At 46.8% G+C, this 19,483-nt stretch carries 20 protein-coding genes and 1 tRNA gene; 15 read left to right on the top strand and 6 right to left on the bottom strand.

The window, feature by feature from the left end; genetic code table 11:
• From EE116_RS02690 to EE116_RS02680, 3 genes are all read left to right on the top strand, one after another.
• A complete protein-coding gene (locus EE116_RS02690; RefSeq protein WP_122873122.1) occupies positions 1 to 1,284 on the top strand; it encodes a TRAP transporter large permease in 1,284 nt (427 codons plus the stop codon).
• Between the two features lie 221 nt (positions 1,285 to 1,505).
• On the top strand, positions 1,506 to 2,771 hold the full coding sequence (locus EE116_RS02685) for a sensor domain-containing diguanylate cyclase (protein WP_122873121.1): 1,266 nt from the start codon (positions 1,506 to 1,508) through the stop codon (positions 2,769 to 2,771).
• Positions 2,772 to 2,953: 182 nt separating this feature from the next.
• Positions 2,954 to 4,078, top strand: a complete 1,125-nt coding sequence (locus EE116_RS02680; RefSeq protein ID WP_122873120.1) for a hypothetical protein — start codon at positions 2,954 to 2,956, stop codon at positions 4,076 to 4,078.
• A gap of 188 nt (positions 4,079 to 4,266) precedes the next feature.
• Here EE116_RS02680 and EE116_RS12405 read toward each other — a convergent pair whose 3' ends face one another.
• The 3 genes from EE116_RS12405 to EE116_RS02670 are packed head-to-tail and all read right to left on the bottom strand — an operon-like array spanning position 4,267 to position 6,906.
• Positions 4,267 to 4,416, bottom strand: coding sequence for a hypothetical protein (locus EE116_RS12405; protein ID WP_163026379.1), 150 nt, complete (start codon positions 4,414 to 4,416; stop codon positions 4,267 to 4,269).
• A gap of 16 nt (positions 4,417 to 4,432) precedes the next feature.
• Positions 4,433 to 6,280, bottom strand: a complete 1,848-nt coding sequence (locus EE116_RS02675; protein WP_122873119.1) for a mechanosensitive ion channel domain-containing protein — start codon at positions 6,278 to 6,280, stop codon at positions 4,433 to 4,435.
• Entirely contained in the window at positions 6,277 to 6,906 is a 630-nt protein-coding gene (locus tag EE116_RS02670) for a carbonic anhydrase (protein WP_122873118.1), read from the bottom strand. Before EE116_RS02670 ends, EE116_RS02675 begins: the two co-directional genes overlap by 4 nt.
• A 159-nt stretch (positions 6,907 to 7,065) precedes the next feature.
• On the opposite strand from EE116_RS02670, the gene EE116_RS02665 reads away from it, so the two are divergent.
• From EE116_RS02665 to EE116_RS02630, 8 genes are all read left to right on the top strand, one after another.
• Entirely contained in the window at positions 7,066 to 7,767 is a 702-nt protein-coding gene (locus EE116_RS02665) for a Bax inhibitor-1/YccA family protein (protein ID WP_122873117.1), read from the top strand.
• On the top strand, positions 7,760 to 8,143 hold the full coding sequence (locus EE116_RS02660) for a thiamine-phosphate pyrophosphorylase (protein WP_122873116.1): 384 nt from the start codon (positions 7,760 to 7,762) through the stop codon (positions 8,141 to 8,143). The genes EE116_RS02665 and EE116_RS02660 overlap by 8 nt, the downstream gene beginning before the upstream one ends.
• 62 nt (positions 8,144 to 8,205) lie before the next feature.
• Positions 8,206 to 8,535: a preprotein translocase subunit SecG gene (gene secG / locus EE116_RS02655; RefSeq protein ID WP_122873115.1), complete on the top strand. Its 330-nt coding sequence runs from the start codon at positions 8,206 to 8,208 to the stop codon at positions 8,533 to 8,535.
• A gap of 9 nt (positions 8,536 to 8,544) precedes the next feature.
• The gene (locus EE116_RS02650; RefSeq protein WP_122873114.1) at positions 8,545 to 9,507 is read left to right on the top strand and encodes a polysaccharide deacetylase family protein; all 963 of its coding nucleotides are present in this window, start codon (positions 8,545 to 8,547) and stop codon (positions 9,505 to 9,507) included.
• Complete coding sequence (gene frr, locus EE116_RS02645; protein WP_122862362.1) at positions 9,497 to 10,054, top strand: ribosome recycling factor; 558 nt, start codon at positions 9,497 to 9,499, stop codon at positions 10,052 to 10,054. Before EE116_RS02650 ends, frr begins: the two co-directional genes overlap by 11 nt.
• Positions 10,055 to 10,366: 312 nt before the next feature.
• Positions 10,367 to 10,978, top strand: coding sequence for an orotate phosphoribosyltransferase (gene pyrE / locus EE116_RS02640; protein WP_122873113.1), 612 nt, complete (start codon positions 10,367 to 10,369; stop codon positions 10,976 to 10,978).
• 692 nt (positions 10,979 to 11,670) lie between these two features.
• A complete protein-coding gene (locus EE116_RS02635; RefSeq protein ID WP_122873112.1) occupies positions 11,671 to 12,093 on the top strand; it encodes an RDD family protein in 423 nt (140 codons plus the stop codon).
• Positions 12,094 to 12,633: 540 nt separating this feature from the next.
• Entirely contained in the window at positions 12,634 to 14,196 is a 1,563-nt protein-coding gene (locus tag EE116_RS02630; protein WP_277418956.1) for a type IV secretory system conjugative DNA transfer family protein, read from the top strand.
• Positions 14,197 to 14,497: 301 nt separating this feature from the next.
• Here the strand turns inward: EE116_RS02630 and EE116_RS02625 are convergent, their stop codons facing one another.
• Together EE116_RS02625 and EE116_RS02620 are read right to left on the bottom strand one after the other, a co-directional pair.
• Positions 14,498 to 15,091, bottom strand: a complete 594-nt coding sequence (locus EE116_RS02625) for a hypothetical protein (RefSeq protein ID WP_241091617.1) — start codon at positions 15,089 to 15,091, stop codon at positions 14,498 to 14,500.
• Between the two features lie 75 nt (positions 15,092 to 15,166).
• Complete coding sequence (locus EE116_RS02620; protein ID WP_122873109.1) at positions 15,167 to 15,904, bottom strand: hydroxymethylpyrimidine/phosphomethylpyrimidine kinase; 738 nt, start codon at positions 15,902 to 15,904, stop codon at positions 15,167 to 15,169.
• Positions 15,905 to 16,046: 142 nt separating this feature from the next.
• Here EE116_RS02620 and EE116_RS02615 point away from each other — a divergent pair, with 142 nt between their 5' ends.
• The 4 genes from EE116_RS02615 to EE116_RS02600 all read left to right on the top strand — a co-directional run bounded on the left by EE116_RS02615 (position 16,047) and on the right by EE116_RS02600 (position 18,538).
• Complete coding sequence (locus EE116_RS02615; protein ID WP_122873108.1) at positions 16,047 to 16,877, top strand: class I SAM-dependent methyltransferase; 831 nt, start codon at positions 16,047 to 16,049, stop codon at positions 16,875 to 16,877.
• Positions 16,878 to 17,052: 175 nt separating this feature from the next.
• A tRNA-Ser gene (locus EE116_RS02610) sits at positions 17,053 to 17,140 on the top strand.
• 55 nt (positions 17,141 to 17,195) lie between these two features.
• Positions 17,196 to 17,885, top strand: coding sequence for a metallophosphoesterase (locus EE116_RS02605; protein WP_122873107.1), 690 nt, complete (start codon positions 17,196 to 17,198; stop codon positions 17,883 to 17,885).
• Positions 17,882 to 18,538 carry a metallophosphoesterase family protein gene (locus EE116_RS02600; RefSeq protein WP_122873106.1) on the top strand — a complete coding sequence of 219 codons (657 nt, stop codon included), beginning with the start codon at positions 17,882 to 17,884 and terminating at the stop codon, positions 18,536 to 18,538. The genes EE116_RS02605 and EE116_RS02600 overlap by 4 nt, the downstream gene beginning before the upstream one ends.
• An 80-nt stretch (positions 18,539 to 18,618) precedes the next feature.
• On the opposite strand, the gene EE116_RS02595 is transcribed toward EE116_RS02600, so the two are convergent.
• Positions 18,619 to 19,413, bottom strand: coding sequence for an undecaprenyl-diphosphate phosphatase (locus EE116_RS02595; protein WP_122873105.1), 795 nt, complete (start codon positions 19,411 to 19,413; stop codon positions 18,619 to 18,621).
• Positions 19,414 to 19,483: the final 70 nt, after the last annotated feature.

Here is a 19,483-nt window from a genome sequence, read left to right as displayed (position 1 = left end):
ATGACCATCGCATTTTTGTTTATCTCGCTGTTTGGCCTCATGCTTATAGGCGTTCCAGTCGCCGTTTCTCTAGGAGCTAGCACAGTTATCACGATGCTTCTTTTCACGGATCTTGACGTCGCGACGATACCTCAGCTCATCTTTGACGGTATCAATAAATTTGCCCTCATGGCGATCCCGATGTTTATCCTGGCAGGAAATTTACTGAGCAAGGGCGGTTCTGCTAGACGCATTATAGATTTTGCTAAATCCATGGTCGGACACCTGCCGGGCGGCTTGCCGATGAGCGCGATATTTGCGTGCGTTATATTTGCCGCGGTTTCTGGTAGCTCGCCCGCTACGGTCGTAGCGATAGGATCTATTATGTTTGTCGCTATTAAAGAAGCCGGCTATCCGAAAGAGTACGCCGTGGGCGGCATCACAACCGCAGGCTCTCTAGGCATCCTCATCCCGCCTTCGGTCGTTATGATCGTTTACGGCGTGACGGCCGAGGTCAGTATCGCGCAGCTATTTATGGCGGGCGTGGTGCCCGGGCTGATGCTAGGTGGTATGATGATACTTCAGACTTATATAGGAGCGAAAAAACTAGGCTTTAAAGCTACTACGCCAGAGCCTTGGAGCGAGCGAGTAAAAAAATTCGGCAAGGCGTTTTGGGCGCTGCTAATCGTAGTAGTCGTTATCGGCGGTATCTACGGCGGCATTTTCACCCCGACCGAGGCTGCGGCGGCTAGCGCGATATATGCGCTGATTATTTCGCTATTTGTTTATAAAGATATCAAATTTAAAGACCTATGGGACATCTGCCTAGAGTCTGCCATCACGACGGCGATGATATTTTTCATCATCGCAAACGCGGTCGTGTTTGCGTATTTGCTAACTAGCGAAAACATCCCGCAAACTATAGCAGATAGCATCCTAGCCGCAAATATCGGCAAAATAGGCTTTTTAATCATCGTAAACATCCTGCTTTTCATCATGGGACAGTTTATGGAGCCATCATCGGTCGTGATGATCATGGTGCCGCTGCTACTACCGATCGCAACCGCGCTAGGCGTGGATCCGGTACACTTCGGTATCCTGCTCATCGTAAATATGGAAATCGGCATGATCACGCCGCCGGTTGGGTTAAATTTATTCGTCGCCAGCGGCCTAACGGGCATGAATCTAAAAGACGTCATCGTCGCGTGCTTGCCGTGGACTTTGACACTATTTATCGGACTCGTTTTGGTGACCTATATCCCGGAAATCTCGCTTTGGTTACCGAGGCTGATGTACGGAGGCTGATTTAAATTTGCAAATTTGCGGCGCCGCACGGGCTTATACGGCTCGGCGGTCGGTCCGTAAATTTGATACCATTCTTTATATTTCCGTCAAATTTACACTCAAATTTAACCGACCTAATTTATAAATTTAAACTCGGCGCAAATAGCTAAATTTAGCCGTTTCCAAAGCCTCGTTAAAGCTCGCCTGATGTATCATAACCGAAAAACAAAAAGAGGGCAGTCATGTACCGCGTCAAACTGCATATTTGTTTAACCCAAGATGTAAAAAATAAGCTTGAGCAATATGGCAAGATCCTGCCTAGGCCGCGCTTTGAGCATAAATTTGAACTCATAAAAAGCGCCTGCGACATCCTTGTGCCCATCCCAGACGAGCACCAGTATCTAATCATCGCAAGCCAGGATTGCGGGTCAAATTTATCCGAGCTAAAAAACCGCATCGGCGAAAACGGCTTTTTGGCGATTTACGCGAGGGATACAGACAAGATAACCGGCGAACAAAAACAAATCGCCGATGAAATTTGGCTTGAAAGTGCGAATTTAGACGATTTTTACTTTGAAAAGGCGCTAAATTTAATCGCCGAGCGCAAAGAGGCGTGGTTACAAAAAACATGGTTGCAGACAACGATAAACTCGTCTCCGGATATGATCTGGTTTAAAGATATGGACGGGCTGCACTTAGAGGTAAACGACGCCTTTTGTGAGGTCGTAGATAAGCAAAAAGAGCTCGTTCGCGGTAAAGATCACTACTATATCTGGAATATCCCAAAAGAAATATACGAGCAAACGGGCTATGTCTGCGTTCAGACCGAGGACGACGTCGTAGCCGCGCGCAAAACCTGCCTGCTGGACGAAGAGGTGATGAAGGCAGACGGCAAACTAAGCAAGCTAAAAACGTATAAAACGCCAATATTTGACGGTGAAACCATCATCGGCACCGTCGGTATCGCTCGCGACGTAACGAAAGAGTACGAATATCTGCAAAACATCGAGCGTCTAGCTCACTACGACCAGCTCACCGGATTAGCAAATCGCAACCAGCTAGATGCCTTTTTGGACAAGCTAAAAACCACGCATATGAGCATACTGTATATGGATCTAGACCGTTTTAAGCAGGTAAACGACGAGCACGGACACCAGGTGGGCGACAAGGCTCTAGTTGCGATTGCGGAGTTGATAAAGGAGATTTTTAACGACGCGATGAACGTACGCATTGGCGGGGACGAGTTTATCTCGATATTTACCGACGGCGCGAATATGCAAAGCATAGCGCCTCGCGTGCAAATTTTGATCGACCGATTTTTTAAAATTTGTCAAGAAAATCCGCTATTTAACGGACTATCCGTGAGTGCCGGCATCGCAGAAGGACAGATCGGGCACGGCTCGTTTGACCTGCTACTTCAGCGCGCCGACGACGCTCTTTATAAAGCTAAACACGCGGGCCGCGGAACGTACTGCGTAAATCCTTGGGAAGACTTTGAGCAAAAATAAATTTATGCAAGCGGTTGCCGATCGGTAGCCGTGGGCGCAAATTTACGGCGGCTCGTTAGCGCCTCTACCCCCCCCCCCTCGGCGACCGACCGTAAATTTGATACCGCTTCTTATCTTTTACTCTAAATTTTATTCGAATTTTGCCGATATCGTTAGAAAGCCAAATTTTAAAAGGACTTTAGATGATAGGCGGCGTAAACGGATTTAACGCAAACGTAAATTATGATTTTAGCGGCGCTCACGGGCAAAATTTAAAAGCGCGCGAGGAAAAAGAGGTAGCGAATTTAGCACCAAATTTAACGGCACGGATTGATTACGATACCGTAAATCCCGACGAACTAGACTACGACCAACTCAAAATTTGGGCGGATAACGTTGATCCCGAGAAGCTAACCGGTAAAAAATTAAGTATGTGGTTGGTTGCGAAAATGGGGTTTGATAAGTTGGAGGACGGATGGCGTAAGGAGCTCGGCCTAAATCCGAACGAGCCGGTAGCCGTGAGGAGGATATTTTCGCTAAGCGGCTACACTAAGGACGATAAAATAAGCGTCTGGGGCAAGATAAACGGGCTTGACTCATCGGTAAGCAAAGAAAAAGCCGCCGAGCTAAAAAGTTTCGTAGATAGTACGCGAGCTCTGATAGCGCACGCGGGCGATCCGTCCGATATATTTAGGCGGGACGTCTTTAGCGTGGATAAGTTTTTGAGTAAATTTAACGTGGATTTGGGCGGGTTTGGCTTAGGGCTCATGCGTAGCGGTAGCGGTCTGGCAATGGACGCCGAGGCCTCAAAGCTGCTGAATTCAGATATGAGCGAGGAGGAGTTTAAAGATAAATGGCTCGAGTACGCGGCAAATAAAATCCTAGGCGAATACGCAAACGTCAAAATTTCGCTCAAGGATGGCGCGCTAAATTTCGACCAAACGCCCGCAAAAGAGCGCATTACGCTTCTTGGGCAAGATCTCGAAACTTGCGTGAGCTACGCGGACGAAGCGAGTAAAAAAGAGTTTTTTAAATTTCTAAAAGACGTATTTAAAAACGGCGAGAGTATCGGGGACGCGCTGCAAAAAATCGCGCTAAAAAAGGGCGACTTTGACGAAATGGCCAAAGAGGAGGCGCAAGCAGACGCCGCAAAAGAAAAGAAATTTAAACCGATCAAAGCGACGAGTAAAAGCCAAACCTACGTTTATAAGGATATTAAGCGCGAGTTTTTCGAGAAATTTATCAAAGCCGAACAAGAAAAAGGAACGGACGTAACCAAGCTTTTAGAAGCTCTAAATAAAATCCGAAAGCTAGATATCAATGCGTAAAATTTAGCAAAAGCAAAAGCGTAGGGCTAAATTTAAAGCCTAAATTTACCCTGAGCTAAAAATAAGGCAAACCGCCAAGGCTCGCCGACATTAAATTTTGACAAAAATTATCCGCAAAAGCTAAATTAAACGCTCCAAATTCTGGCGGGTAAATTTAACCCGCCAAACCAAAATTTAACGCACCGAATTTACATCTCGTAGCTATCCTCTTCGTCTTCGTCGCCGTATTCGTAGTCGTTTTCGTCGTAGTTGTAGCTGTACTTCTCGGATCTCTCGTCGTCAAATTCGGAGTATTCTTCCTCCAAATCTTCCTCTTCGTAGTCAAATTCTTCGCTCATTTTTTCTCCTTTAAAATCATTTTTTCACTTCTTCGACATATAGGCTCTGGCTAGGGAAGGCAAATCCAAGCCCGTTGGCCTCTACGATATTCATTATTTTTAGCATCACATCCTCTTTGACGGCTAGAAACTCGCCCCAAACTATCGTCTTTGAAAAGCAGTACACGAGGATATTTATCGAGCTATCGGCAAACTCGTCCACGACGACGAATAAATTCGACTTATAACCGGCCAAATCGTCGATAGAGACGATGCCGCGGTCGTAGCGACTAGCCTTTTTCGAGCCCATATCGTCGCCCTTTGCGATGTCTGGGTGGTCGATTAGCATCTGCTTGATCTCATCGACACATTTTTTGATCTGCTCGGTCGTGGCGCTATATTCTAGCCCGATTAGCATCCTGATGCGTCGCCCCATCTTTCGCCTACTCCAGTTTCGGATCGGATCGCTGGCTAGCTTGGAGTTTGGCACGAATATAAGGGCGTTGTCAAAGGTTCGCACGGTCGTTTTTCTGAGCCCTATCTCCACGACCGTTCCCTCGATGTCGCCGCACACGATCCAGTCACCCTGCGAAAACGAGTTGTCAAAGAGCAGCATAACGGAAGCAAAGAAATTCGCCAAGATGTCCTTAGTCGCAAGAGCCACCGCAAGGCCGCCGATACCAAGAGACGCGATGATGGCGCTGACGTTAAACCCGAGCTTGCTAAGCACGATAAGTAGCGCGATAACGAAGATGATGAAATAGATGATCTTTAGGATCAAATTTATCACCTCTTTGCGCCCGCTTTTTTTAGTGAGTTCGTTGATGAGCACCATGCCGTAGCCGTTTAGTACGCTAAGTATGAGCCAGGTTACGGCGATGACGAAAGTGATCGCTAGGAAATTTGCAAATTTTATCGGCATCGGAGCCGGATAGTACGCGATCGAGACGCAAATATCTATCGCGTAGGCGATAAGAGTGAGAAGCATCGGGCGCTTGATGATTTCTACGATGCGCCCTTTGGTCTGCCTATCCGAGTCGTGCTTGACGAAAAATTTCATCAAAGCCCACAGCGTGAGCCTGCTAAGCAGCGTCGTAAACGAGACGAAAAACAAAAATACTATGAATATGATTGCCGCCTTGCCGACGTTAAATTTACTCGTAAAGGAGGCCTTTTCGTTCATAAAATCGATCGCCGTTTTTAAATTTAACTCCGAAATGATATAGTTTGACGTGAGTAGTTCGGCGTTATCGCGCAGGTAGTGGAGTATCTCCTCAAGCGTCTTTTTGTGCGCCTCTAGCGCCTCTAGTTCGCCTTTGTGCGCAGCGAGCGCTTCCTCGTTTAGACTATCTTTAAACTCCTTAAACTGCGAGTAAAACTCCGTCTGAAAGCTAAGCAGCGTCTCCTCGACGGCGAGCCTTACGTCCACGGCTTTGCCGCCTTCTTTGAAGATATTTTCCAAATTTAAAAGCGAGGAGTAAAACAGCCCGTCAAGCCGCATACGCTCAAACTCCAGCTTGTCTTTTACGTATAAATTTTGATTGCTAGAGTTTTTTAGCTTTTTGGTTTTTGCCTCCAGCTCTTGCATCTCTTGTTTGAAATTTTGCACCTGCTCTTCGTCGATTTCGATTTGCATGACGAGATAGGGGATCTGCTCGATCAGTTTTTCTTTTTTCTCCAAGACCGTTTTAAAAAGTACGTTTTTATCGGCGGTTTCGTTATTTTCGGCGGATTGGGCCTTGATAACGGCGATCTGCGCGTTTGCTTCGTTGATTTGATTTACGACGCTTAGGATGTCCGTCGCGTTTAGGTCGTCGATTTTGGTATTTGCTAGTAAATTTAAGCCAAAGCACAGCGCAAAAACGGCGGCTAAAATTTTTCTCATTTCTCGACTCCTAGCAGTTTAAAGCTCTTCGTCGCGAAGTTGTAGTTGTAGATTTCGCCCGTTTCTATTATGTAGTGCCAGGCGTAAATTTTTAGCTCCTCGTCTTTAAATTTAGCCTTGACGTCTGGGTAGCTTAGTAAATTTTCAAACGAATTTACGAGGCTTAAGCGCTCGGTTAGCCACTCTCTTTTTGCGATATTGTCGCCAAAAAGCTTTTGTACGCGCTTTTTTACGGGCTCTAGCAAATCTAGCCAGCGCTTTACGTTTGGCGTTTTGCTAAATTTAGCCTCGTCCATCCACAAAGCCGCGCAACCGCCGCAGTTGCTATGTCCGCAGATGATGACGTTTTGCACGTTTAGCGTTTGCAAGGCATACTCGATCGCCGAGGTCGTAGCCAAAAACTCCTCGCTTTTGCGGTACGGAGGCACGATATTTGCGATGTTTCGCACGACGACTAGGTCGCCCGGCATCGTGTTTGTTATGAGGCTAGGTACGACGCGCGAGTCGATGCAGCCGACAAAAAGAGTGTGCGGCGTCTGCTTCTCGCCCAGGCTTTCAAAAAGCTCCTTGTGCTCTAAAAAATCTTCTTCCATAAATTTGACGGCGCCGTCTAAAATTTCTTGCATTATATTTTCCTGACAATTTTTTAAAATATTATATCAAAAACGTTTCAAACTTCGTTAAATTTTTTTAAATTGCTTTTTGCGCGCCAAATTCAGCGATTTTTTATATTTTATTTACCTATTTTTGGCTAAATTTGCATCAAAAATTAAAAAGGAGAGAACATGAGTTTATATGACAGAAATTATGCAAGCTCAAGCGAGCATGAGGTTGCCGGCGAATATTCGCAAAGCGCGCTTAGCACGTTTATCAAGCAAACCTATCAGCTTTTTGCGGCTTCGCTTTTAGCCGCCAGCGTCGGAGCTTACGTCGGGCTTTACAGCTCGCTGGGAGCGACGGTAGCGGGCAACTACTGGCTATTTGTGATACTTGAGCTAGGACTTTTGGTCGGATTAATGTTTGCCAAACGCAAAGCGGGCTTAAATTTGATCCTGCTTTTTGCATTTACTTTTGTTAGCGGACTTACGCTTACGCCTATTTTGGGACGCACTTTTGCGATGCCAGGAGGCGCTGCGATAGTGGCTCAGGCCTTTACGCTTACGACGGTGGCATTTGGCGGACTTAGCGTGTTTGCGATGAACACCAAGCGCGACTTTACGACGTGGGGCAAGATGCTTTTCATCACGCTTATCGTTTTACTCGTGGCTGCGATCATAAATATATTTTTCCACAGCCCGGTTTTACAGCTTGCGATTGCTAGCGTGGGCGCGGTTTTATTTAGCGCGTATATCCTTTATGATACGCAAAATATCATCCGCGGCAACTACGAAACTCCGATCGAGGGCGCAGTTGATCTTTACCTTGATTTCTTAAATTTATTCGTTTCATTGCTTAGAATTTTAGGATTTTTTAATAGCGATGACTAACGATGAGCGGCTCTACCGCGTAATAGACGCAAATTTAAACCGCTTAAAAGAAGGGCTTAGAGTCGTCGAAGACGTCAGACGTTACGGCTTTGATGACCTAGCCCTCGCTAAAAAAATCAAAAATCTCCGCCACAAATCAAAAATCCCGCAAAAAGAATTCTTAAAATTTCGCGACGCCGCAAACGACGTGCTAAAACCAAGCCTAAAAGACGAGCAAATTCGCCTAAATTTGGACGATTTGCAAACAGCTAACATCAAACGCGCACAAGAAAGCGCAAGGGTTTTAGAAGAGTGTTTTAAGCTCGTCGACGTTAAAATTTCCGAGATTTTTAAGGCCGTGCGCTACGAACTTTATGAGATAGAAAAAGAAATTTAACCCAAATTCAAAACTTTTTTAGTATAATCGCGACTAATTTTAAAAATTTAAAAGGATTTTTAATGGATTCGCTTTTTTTAGTATTGCAGTTTATTTTTGCGGTAGTTTTGACGATCGCCGTTTTGCTTCAGAAAAGCTCCTCTATCGGGCTAGGCGCATATAGCGGTAGTAACGAAAGCCTATTTGGTGCAAAAGGACCGGCCGGATTTTTGGCTAAATTTACCTTCGTCGTGGGTGTTTTATTTATCCTAAACACCCTAGCGTTAAGCTATTTTTACAACACGCAAAGCAGCAAGTCTCTCATAGACAGCGTTGATACTTCGTCGTTGCCTGCGGCCCCTGAGGTAGTCGCGCCGCAAGCTCCTAGCGCTCCTGTAAGCGAGAAAAAATAAGGAGCGTCAATGAAAAATTTAATTTCCGCGCTCGCGTTTTTTGCGGCGGCGCAGTTTGCGCTTGCTGACGCGCACATTTTTAACTATCACAGATTTGACGACGATAGGCACCCTAGCACAAACATTTCTAGCAAAAATTTACGCGAACAGTTTGAGTATTTTAAAGAAAAAGGCTACGAGGTCATCCCGCTTTCAAAGCTCGTCGACGCGATCAAAAACGGCGAGCCGGTGTCTGATAACTGGGTCGTTTTAACCGTAGACGACGGCTACAAGAGCTTTTATGAAAAAGGCTTGCCGATATTTTTAGAGTACGGATATCCGTTTGCGCTGATGATTTATGTCGAGGCCACCGCGCGAAAATACGGCGACTTTATGACCTTTGAGCAGATTAAAGAGATTGAAAAATACGGCGAAGTCGGCTATCACTCCTACGGTCACTTGCATATGGTCGGTCTTAACGAGGAAAAACTAAAAAACGACTTTGAGGACGGCATAAGTAAATTCGAAAAAAATATGGGCTACAAACCCCGATATTTCGCCTATCCCTTCGGCGAATATAACGACAGGGTGCGCGACGTCGCGATAGAACACGGCATAGAAGTGATACTCAGCCAAAACTCGGGCGCAGTCGCGGCAGATAGCGATCTACACGAGCTAGATAGGATCCCTGCGATGAACGGCACGCATCTGCCGTCCGCGCTTGCTAGTAAATTTCTAAAAGCCGAATGGATACTTCCGCAAGACTATCCGAAGGATAATAAGATTAGCGAACTTATCATCAAAACCGACGAGAACGCGACGCATGGCTACTTCTCAATGACAGGGCAAAAAACAAAAAAAGTTAAGCTCGAAAACGGACAGATGACGCTTAAATTTAATAAGCCGATCGACCGATATAAAGTGAGAATGAGCCTTAAAGTAAACGGAAAAACGACGACAAAAATTTTAGTAAAGGATATAAATGCTGAATGAAATTTACAAAAAACAAAAAGAGCATAGCGATAAGTGTATCGAGGGCCTAAAGCGCGACTTTAGCACGCTTCGCACAGGCAAGGTAAATATAAGCATAGTCGATAATATTTACGTGGATTATTACGGTAGCCAAACTCCACTAAACCAAGTAGCCACCGTACTAACTAGCGATGCTAGCACCATAAGCATAACGCCGTGGGAAAAACCGATGCTAAAAACTATCACCGCAGCGATCTCTGCGGCAAATATCGGCGTAAATCCGAACAACGACGGCGAGAGCGTGAAGCTATTTTTCCCTCCGATGACGGTCGAGCAACGCCAAGAAAACGCAAAGCACGCTAAGGCATTCGGCGAAAAAGCCAAAGTCAGCATCAGAAACATCAGAAAAGACGCTAACGACGAGGTTAAAAAGCTAGAAAAAGATAAAGCTATCACCGAGGACGAGAGCAAAAAAGGACAAGACGAAGTCCAAAAGATCACCGACAGCTACACTTCAAAGATCGACTCGCTCGTAAAAGAAAAAGAGAGCGAACTTTTAAAAGTTTAAAATTTACGTACGGCTCGTTAAATTTGACGAGCCGCTTCTTTTGTAAAAACTTTCCGCTATTTCGCGTTTTAGCATAAATTTTAATCCGCTTTTGCTACACCCAAGAACGCGTTTATCTATTTTGTCCAAATTTTAAATTTATCACGCCATACTCGCTTTTACCAAAATTTATATCCAAATTTAAAATTGCTAGCCGTTTTTGCTCGGCAGAGGTATATAATAACGTAAAATCGCAAGCCGTCAAAAGCTCAAAAAATAGTAGCTTAAGCGCGCTTAGGGTAAAATTCGCTCAAATTTTATAAAGGAAAAACGATGGATTTAGAGAAAATTTACAAGGATGCGGGCGCATATTTGCAGGGGCATTTTTTGCTTAGTAGCGGCAACCACTCGCAGTTTTATCTGCAAAGCGCCAAAGTACTCGAGGATCCTCAGTTAGCAGGCGCTCTAGCAGACGAGCTGGCCGCCGTCATCAAAAAATCGGGCGTAGAGTTTGATAGCGTCTGTTCGCCCGCTCTAGGCGGTATTTTAGCGGGTTACGAGCTAGCTCGCGCGGCAAAAAAGCGCTTTATCTTTACCGAGCGAGTCGAGCGCGTGATGAGCCTGCGACGCGGCTTTGAGGTAAGGGAAAGCGAACGATTTATCGTTTGCGAGGACATCATAACCACAGGCGGCTCGGCGCTAGAGGCAGCGCGCGTGATCGAAAGCCTGGGCGGCAAGGTCGTGGCGTTTGCGGCGCTGGCTAATCGCGGCTTTTGCAAAGTCGAAAATTTAGCTGGTAGCGTCGCAAAACCCAGCGCCAAACTACCCGCCGACAAGCCGTTTTTCGCGCTTGGAAACTTTGAGTTTGAGATTTATGAGCCCACAAACTGTCCGCTCTGCGCCGATGGAAGCAAGGCGATAAAGCCCGGCAGCAGAGGCAACTAATTTGGCTTCGCTTGATTTGACCATGTGAATTTGGACGGATTTCATAAGCGCCAAACAAAGCAAACCGAGCATAGATCAAATTTGACTAGGTTATGTAGTATTTTGGACGATAAAGTAAAGTCAGTCGTTGCGTTTTATAGGTTGCGATCAGAGCGGGATTAAATTTGTGTTGCCATCTCGCGTATTTGGCAGCAACCGTCAAATTTAGATAAATTTACGCACGCAAAAGGGCGTCCTAAAATTTATTAATTTAAAATTTGGCGCGAGATAAACGCCTTAAATTTAAAATCCGCACTTTATAAATTTTATGGAGCTAATAATAAATCAAGCGTAAGCAGGCTTGATCAAAAAACATGCGAGACGAAAATTTATTAATCATCGCAAACTGGTATGCCGCCAAAAAGAAACAAAGACGGCAAATCTCGTAAAGATTACGCCAGGCGCATAATCAGGCGACAAACAAAGCTCCGTTTATGAGCTGAGCAAGACCGGCTGGATAAGATGGTGCAAGCGGCGGAGTGTGGAAACGGGCCCTAAATTTACCGCACCAAAGCGGCGACGCATAAAAGCAGAGCGTAAATTTGCCACACCGAAGCGGTAGCACAAGCAGGCGTAAATTTAGTCGGTAGCGAGCAAATTTGACGCTCAAATCCAAAACACGCACCCAAAAAATAGAAACAAAAGGAGTAAATTTGGCAAAACAAAAAGCGCAACTGGCCGGCATCGGCGCGCGAGTAAAGGCCTTTATCACTGATCTTTTTTTGATCGGGATGCCGATTTATTACCTCACGACCTATGTTTTTTTGGACGGCAAAGACGACTTTTTGCACAACCAAGCCGCGATATTCGGGGCAAATTTCGCAGTCGCTCTCATCTGCTGCGCCTTTTTTGCGATCAAAGCCCAGACGCCCGGCTACCGCTCGCAAAATATCTACCTCATCGACCTACGCAGCGGCCGCAAACTCGGTTTCGCACGCGTTTTACTACGCTACGCATGCTTCTTGCTTGCAGGCGTTAGCGTCGTCGGACTTTGCCTCTGCTTTTTTCGCAAGGACGCGCTAAATTTGCACGATCTGCTCACGCACTCGGCCGCCGTTTGCAAAAAAACGGAATAATTTTTGTCCGTTTGAGTGCGCTTTTGTCTAAATTTGATAGATTTTTCGCTCATTAGGCGGCGATTTTGTCCAAATTTAAGCCGAATTTAACCACGATTTTATGTTTTTAGCATAATCCGCATTCGTTTTATCGATACTTAAATCCAAGCGGCGGCTTGCGCGAATTTAGACTCAAAATTTACTCTTATCCGCTAAATCCGATGATCTCTTGCAAAATCGCGCGCCAAAAAGCCTCTAAATTTAACCCGAGTCCGGTGTTTAATTTTAAAACCTCTCCGCGTTAAATTCGCCTGAGTTTTTGCGGTGCAGGTTTGCAAAGGGCTAGATTTGGTTGAGCTCTCTTGCTAAAAATAAAATCCCTAACCGCAAAAATCCATAAATTTACCCTAACTCATAAAAGCGCAAAGATAATCGCTCATAGTCGCGAGTCTGCGGTCTTTGCGTTTTGCCGACGCCCTGCCTTTTACGGCGAGCGATTTTAAAGTATCACACCAAATTTAACCCACTCGCCGATACGTCAAATTTAAATCTTTAAACCAAATTTCGTTACAATCGCCCCCGACAAGGAAAAATATGCAAAAAATAATGGGATTTACGAGAACGCGGGAAAACGCGGAGAAAAAAGGCGCACTGATACCTAGCGACTTCACGCACGCAGCCATCATCGGAGAAACCGGCAGCGGCAAGACGACGGCGATGATATATCCGAATTTGCTTGACCGCATGCAAAACGGCTACGCGGTGTTTGCCGTGGATTATAAAGGCGGCGAGAGCGCCAAAATCAAGGCTCTAGCCCGTAGAGCGGGTCGCCTAAAAGACGTCGTGAGCGTGGGCGCGAGGCTGGACGCGCCGATAAATCTCATCGCTTCGATGAAGCCGCGGGACTTTAAAAACTGCGTGAAAAAGCCGATGGAGTCGAGGGAGAAGTTTTGGGAGGAGTTTGGCTCGAGCATCGCGACGGAGTTTTTTAAGGCGCTAAAGGCGCTTAAAATTTTCGCCAAAAAAATCACGCCGCTAAACGACTACTACACGGACGCCTTTTACGCCGACGTGCGCACGCTCGCGCGGGACTTTACCTTTGACGTCGCTACGATACTGCGCCTCTCGCAAGACCTAGAAAAGATGCTCGAGTTTAAAGACGCGCTGAGCCTCATCTGCGACAATCTCGACTCCTCGACGCTAAATTTTACCCGCGAGACGATAATGATAAACCGTGCGTTTTTGGCCACCGCGGACGAGTTTTTGGACGCGACGAGCCGCTACAAGGACATCGGCGACGAGCGCACGAGGGATGATTTTCGCAACTACTCGATGATGATGTCGCCCTTTCTTGGCCTCATGAACGACGACTCGCTAAATGGCGACGGCGAGGGCGCTGCGGGCGACGCGAGTATCGCAGGGCTGCTAAATAACGGCAAAATCGTGATATTTAACGCCGCTAGCTGCGACAAAAGCGCGCTGAGCTTCCTGCTAAACAGCTTCCTGCCCGAGCTTTTAAAGCGCGTAACGATGAAGCAAAAAAGGCCTATTAGCCTATTTCTCGACGAGTCGGCGAAACTGCTGAGCGAGAACACCGAGCTAAACGAAGAGATCCTGCGCGAGTGCGAGGTGGAGCTGGTGCTGGCGTTTCAAAATGAATTTTTGCTTAAACGCGCGATAGGCGGCACGGCGTACGAGGCGCTGATGGGCAACCTCACTAACCGTTACTTAATGCGCAACAAGGACGTCGTGAGGCTGGGCGGCAGCGAGGTGGACTGCTCTACGCTGGAGAAATTCGAGTGCGTACTAGGGGGCGACAAGATCGCGCTGGAGCCGATTTTCATCGATGAGGCGGAGTGTCTGCAGGCGCAACTGGAGTTTGAGCGCGAAAACCGCCTACACGAGCGACTGCTGGGCAAAATCTACGAAAATAGCGTGATAGAGTTTGACGAGGAGATCGTGGACGACGGCAAAATCTGGGTGCGCGACGTCGATACGGGCGAGCGAGAGTGCGTGTTTTTCAGCGACGAGGTGCTGGATATCCGCCCGCAAGATATCTATAAACGCCCGCCAAATACCGGCGGCTACAACATCTCGCTCGAAGACGGCACGGACGATGCGTAGATAAGTTTTAGGTAAATTTGACGGCGGCTAAGCGGGAGAGCGGGTTAAATTTGACCGAACGGACGAGCAAATTTGAGCGTAAATTTGGGTCAAATTTGAAGAACGGCGTAAATTTGAACAATATGGGTTGAATTTGCCGCCGTTATCCGCATCCAAATTTAACGAGCAAGCCGGACAAAACCTGCTCGTCAGCAGTTAAATTTAACAAAACCGCCCGTAATTTTATCTCTCCTCGCTTCGGATCAAATTTAGCCGCCAAACCAAACCCTAAATTTAAAGCGTCAATCTAAAATTTAGATTTTTATCTACGTTTTATATTTTTGCCGTCTTTGCTTACGCACATAAAATCCACGGTAGCCCCGCCGTCATAAATCAAAGCTACGCCGTCTGAATGAAATCTATCGTTGCAGCCCGCCTCTTTGTCGCCTCGCAGTATCTCGTCCGAAGCGTCGTCAAAAATCTCGTAATAAGCACCCCCAAAGCCCTCGTTGCGATAATAAATCGTAGTCTTGCGCTCGCCTCCAAACGCCTCGTTGCCCCAAATTCTTACGCCTATGACGTTTGCGCTTTTTAGTTTGGCTTTTAGTTCGCCAAAAGTCTGCTCGTCCCAGCCCAGTATCCGCAGAGGTTCCTGCACGCTCGTTCGCTCATCTACGCGGATGAAGCTCGCGGTTTGGTTTTTATCGGCATTCGCGGCGCTAAACGTCTCAACCAGGGTTCCGTCCAAGCGCAGGTCAAACCAAACTCCGCGAGGCCTAATCTCGCGCGCAAAATCGCGCAATGCTAAAATCTCGATACGATTTTTTTCGTAGTTTCGCGCCAGCTCCCGTCCGTCGTATAAATTTAAGTAGACGGCCGCCGCCGCGATTAGAAAAATAATAATAATAAAAGACATTTTACGGCTTATACTCATAAACCCTCGCAAGTTCTTTTATCCTTAGCCTAATTTACGGCGTCAACTACGCTAAATTTAAAATTTAACCCCGTGATTTAGCAGTTTTCTCACGCCTAGATTCGTGTCGATGCCGCTGATTATGGCGTTGTAGATGTACTCTTTGCCTTGTTGGATGGCGCCCTCTAGGCTCTCGCCGCGAGCGAGCAGGCAGGCTAGCGAGCTAGAAAAGGTGCAGCCAGCACCTATGATAACGAGCGGATCAGCCAGCGGCGTCTCAAAGTTTTGCACGCTGCCGTCCTTGCGGTAGAGCGTGTCGATGCTTTTGCCCGCGACGATGTGCTTTTTCACAATCACGTCGCACGGCAAATTCGTAAAATCATCGCCGAAAAGCACGTCCGCTTCGCGCAGGTTCGGCGTCGTGACGGCGGCAAATTTCATTAGTTCTTTTAGCCGCTCGATAGCGCTATCTTTGATGAGTTTATGCCCCATTTTCGAGACGCAGACGGGATCTAGCACCACGGGAGCGGAGTTTTTTTCTAAAAAGCCCTGCACGACGTCCATGATAGGCTCGTTAAAGAGCATGCCGATCTTGACGGCATCAAAGCTAAACTCCGCCGAGAGCATCTCGAGCTGATCGGCGATAAATGAGGGATCAAGCGAGACGATATTTTTGATCTTGTCCGTGTTTTCGGCAGTTAGCGCCGTGACCGCAGTCGCGCTATAGCAGCCAAAGTGCGCGCACGCCTTGATATCGGCTTGCAGTCCCGCGCCGCCGTTGCTGCACGAGCCTGCGATGATGAGGATTTTTTTCATTTTTTGCCTTTTTTCGTTTTTAAAAGCCGTATTATAAACGACATTGCATTAACGGCGAGTTAAACGCTAAATTTTATAAAATTTTAAAGCCATTTGCACTACAATTTTCATAAAGATTATCAAAATAAAAAGGAAAAGTTGTATGGAAAAGATCGAATTTGAGGGAACGGTCTCTGAGACGCTGCTCATAAATTTATACTTTAGAAGCAAGGAAAACCAAGAAACTACGCCCATACTAAAGGACGAGTTTTCTGGAGACGTCGTGAGTAAGATAGATTATGATTTCGCCAAATTTGACCGCTCGACGCTAAGCAGGGTCGGCACGGTGATACGCGCGAGGTTTTTTGACGACTGCATACTTAAATTTACCCGCGAGCACCCGACCGCCGTCATCGTTCAAGTAGGCGCCGGGCTTGATACCAGGCCTCTTAGGCTAGCTCCCGTTTGCCCAGAGGCGACCTTTTACGACCTTGATTTGCCGGACGTCATAGCCCTTCGCGATAAACTCGTGCCAAAAGCGCCGCGAAACTACAGCCTACCCTGCTCGATGCTAGAAACCGCGTGGATGGACGAGTTAGCCAGAAAGCACGCGGAAGAGGAGTTTGTTTTCGTGCTAGAAGGCGTGTCGATGTTTTTTGAAAAGCCGATTTTTCGGGAGTTTTTCTTAAATTTGGCAGCGCGATTTAGCGGGCTGGTACTGGTCGATCTACTCAACGACTTCGCGACAAAAATGAATACACGCAAACACGACACGCTAAAATTTATGAAAGAGGAGGTAAAAATCAAGATGGGTATCGCGGGCGAGGACGAGGTCGAGGCGTGGGATAAAGAGCGCATAAAGTGCCTGGAAATCGGCACGATGATGAATATGTACAAACATCGCTGGGGGCTAGTCGGTCGCGCGATGAGCTGGATAAAGCCGTTTCGCGAGGCGTGCAGGATGTTTGTTTTCGCTCTGGGTAAGCGCGGATAAATTTGCTCAAAATTAGGCTAAATTTGGCGGCAAATTTGACTGATCTGCGGCCTAACCCGCACCTTTATGACGCTAAAACCCTTATGCACGCTCAAATTTGACGCCGCCGTAAAACGCGATCAAACTCAAATATAAGTTTGCGCTTATTAAATTTTAGCTATAATCCAGGCTTCATAGATGGGTGTCCGAGCGGTTGAAGGAGCACGCCTGGAACGCGTGTAAAGTGCAAGCTTTCGAGGGTTCGAATCCCTTCCCATCTGCCATAATCTTATAAAACTTAACCCAAAATTTTCCACAAATTTAACGCAAGAACCAAAAATGATAAAGATAAAACACATAAACGAAGATGATTACGCGCGGATTTTCGTATTCGGCGATATGCACGGCTGCCTCGGGCTTTTTAACCTGATGCTTAAAAAGATAAATTTGACCAAAAAGGATTTGGTTATTATTTTAGGCGACAGCTGCGACCGCGGCGAGGATACGATCGGGCTATACAAAAGATACGCCGAGCTCGTTAGAAACGGATACGCGCTGATCCACGTGCTGGGAAATCACGAGAAAATGATGATGGACGGGTATTTTGGCGGCGACTCCCTGGATCATCAAATTTGGCTTAGAAACGGCGGTGATAAAACCAAAAGATCGATCTATAAGCGAAATTTAAACAGTTTCGCGCTCTCGTGGCTAAAGGATTTTATCAGCAATATGCCGCACATCGTAAGCTCGGAGCAAAGTATATTCGTCCACGCGGCCTTTGACGGCGATAAAAGCGAAGAGGAGCAGGACGAGGACTACGTGCTGTGGAGCATAGAGCCATTTTGGGAGAGTAATAATACGGGCAAGAGGATATTTCACGGGCACGTAGCTAGCGAGGAAAATAGAATAACCAGGCGCGAAAATAACGTATTTTCTATGGACGTAGGAGCCGTATTTTTTAAGCGCCTAGTTATCATGGAGATAAAAAGCGGCGAGAAATTTGAAGTGGATTTAAAGGAGCAAAAATGATTTATTTTACCTCCGATTTGCATTTCGGACATAGCAATATCATGAAATTTCATCCGTGCTTTAGGCCCTTTTCTAGCGTGGAGGCGATGGATAGCGCGCTTATTCGCCTTTGGAACGAGAGGGTAAACCCCTGTGACACGGTCTATAATATAGGCGATATTAGCTTTCACAAGGATATCGGGACCAACATATCCATATTTAGCAAGCTAAACGGCAAGCACGTCCTAGTGCTAGGCAATCACGACGAAGCGATAAAAAAGCATAAAGACGAGCTGCTGGCCATGAAAAAGCAAGACGGCAACGCGCTGTTTGAGGAAATTTGCGAATACAAAGAGATCACCGTGCAGCACGGGAAGGATAAATTTCGACTCGTGCTCTTTCACTATCCGATATCCGAGTGGAACGCAGGCCACCACGGTGCGATCCAGCTCTACGGCCATATCCACGCAAATATCGCAAATATAAAAGGCAAGGCGCTAAACGTCGGCTACGACCTGCACGGCAAGATTTTAAGCTTTGAGGAAATTTATGATTTGGTTAAAGACCTGCCGTCGTTTGAATATAGCGAACATAGGATGTTTAGCGAAGAAGATAGCATGGAGAGTAGAAACAAAAGGATAAAAGAGGTTTTAGAAAAGATAAATTTTGACTGACCTTAGTCAAATTTGCGCTTTAAATTTACAAAGCAAATTTGGGCCGCAAACCTCAAATTTGAGCCCAAATTCGCCCATTTTCATAAAAACATCGCAAACAAAAACACGCCCAAAATCATGCGGTAGATAACAAACGGCAGCATGCTCGCGCGCGCGATCAGCGCCATAAACAGCCGCACGCACAGATACGCGCTAAGGCCGCTAATCGCCGCGCCGATAGCAAGGTCGCTCCAAGGCAGCGCGTCTGGGGTTTTTATCAGTTTCACCGCTTCAAGGCCGCCTGCTAGCACGATCACGGGGATCGAGAGCAAAAACGAGAAATTTGCGCTTGCTTTGTGACTAAAGCCCAGCATCAGCGCCGCCGTCATCGTCACGCCCGAGCGCGAAACGCCTGGTATCAGCGCGATCGCCTGCGCTAGACCCACGATGAGAGCGAGCTTGATCGTCATTTCGTATTCGGTTTTTAGGCCTGATTTTTTGTCCGCGACGTAGAGCGCGATACCAAAGATTATCGTCATCGCCGCGATCACGAGCCCGTTTCTAGCGTACTGCTCGATGGCGTCGTTAAACGCTAGGCCAAAAAGCCCCACCGGTACGGTCGCAAAGCCGACCGACCACACGAGCGTGCTGTCGCCGACCCTCTCGCGACGCGCGATAGACGCGAAAAAATCTCGCATAAGCCCAGCAAGTCTGTCTTTAAAATAAAAAAGTATCGCCGCGAGCGTGCCAACATGAACGGCTACGTCAAAGGCTAGTCCCTGATCCGCCCAGCCAAGTAGCTTTGGTACAAGCACGAGGTGGGCCGAGCTAGAGATCGGTAAAAACTCGCTAATACCCTGAACTAGGGCCAAAACGATAATATGCGAAAGCTCCATTTTATACCTTGATTATAAAATTTTAGTCGTTTTACGCAAATTTGGCGGCAGATTTGAGATTTTTCGCCAC

Source organism: Campylobacter showae (assembly GCF_900573985.1).
Taxonomy (GTDB): Bacteria; Campylobacterota; Campylobacteria; order Campylobacterales; family Campylobacteraceae; genus Campylobacter_A; species Campylobacter_A showae_E.
This window is presented reverse-complemented; position numbering and strand designations above follow the sequence as displayed.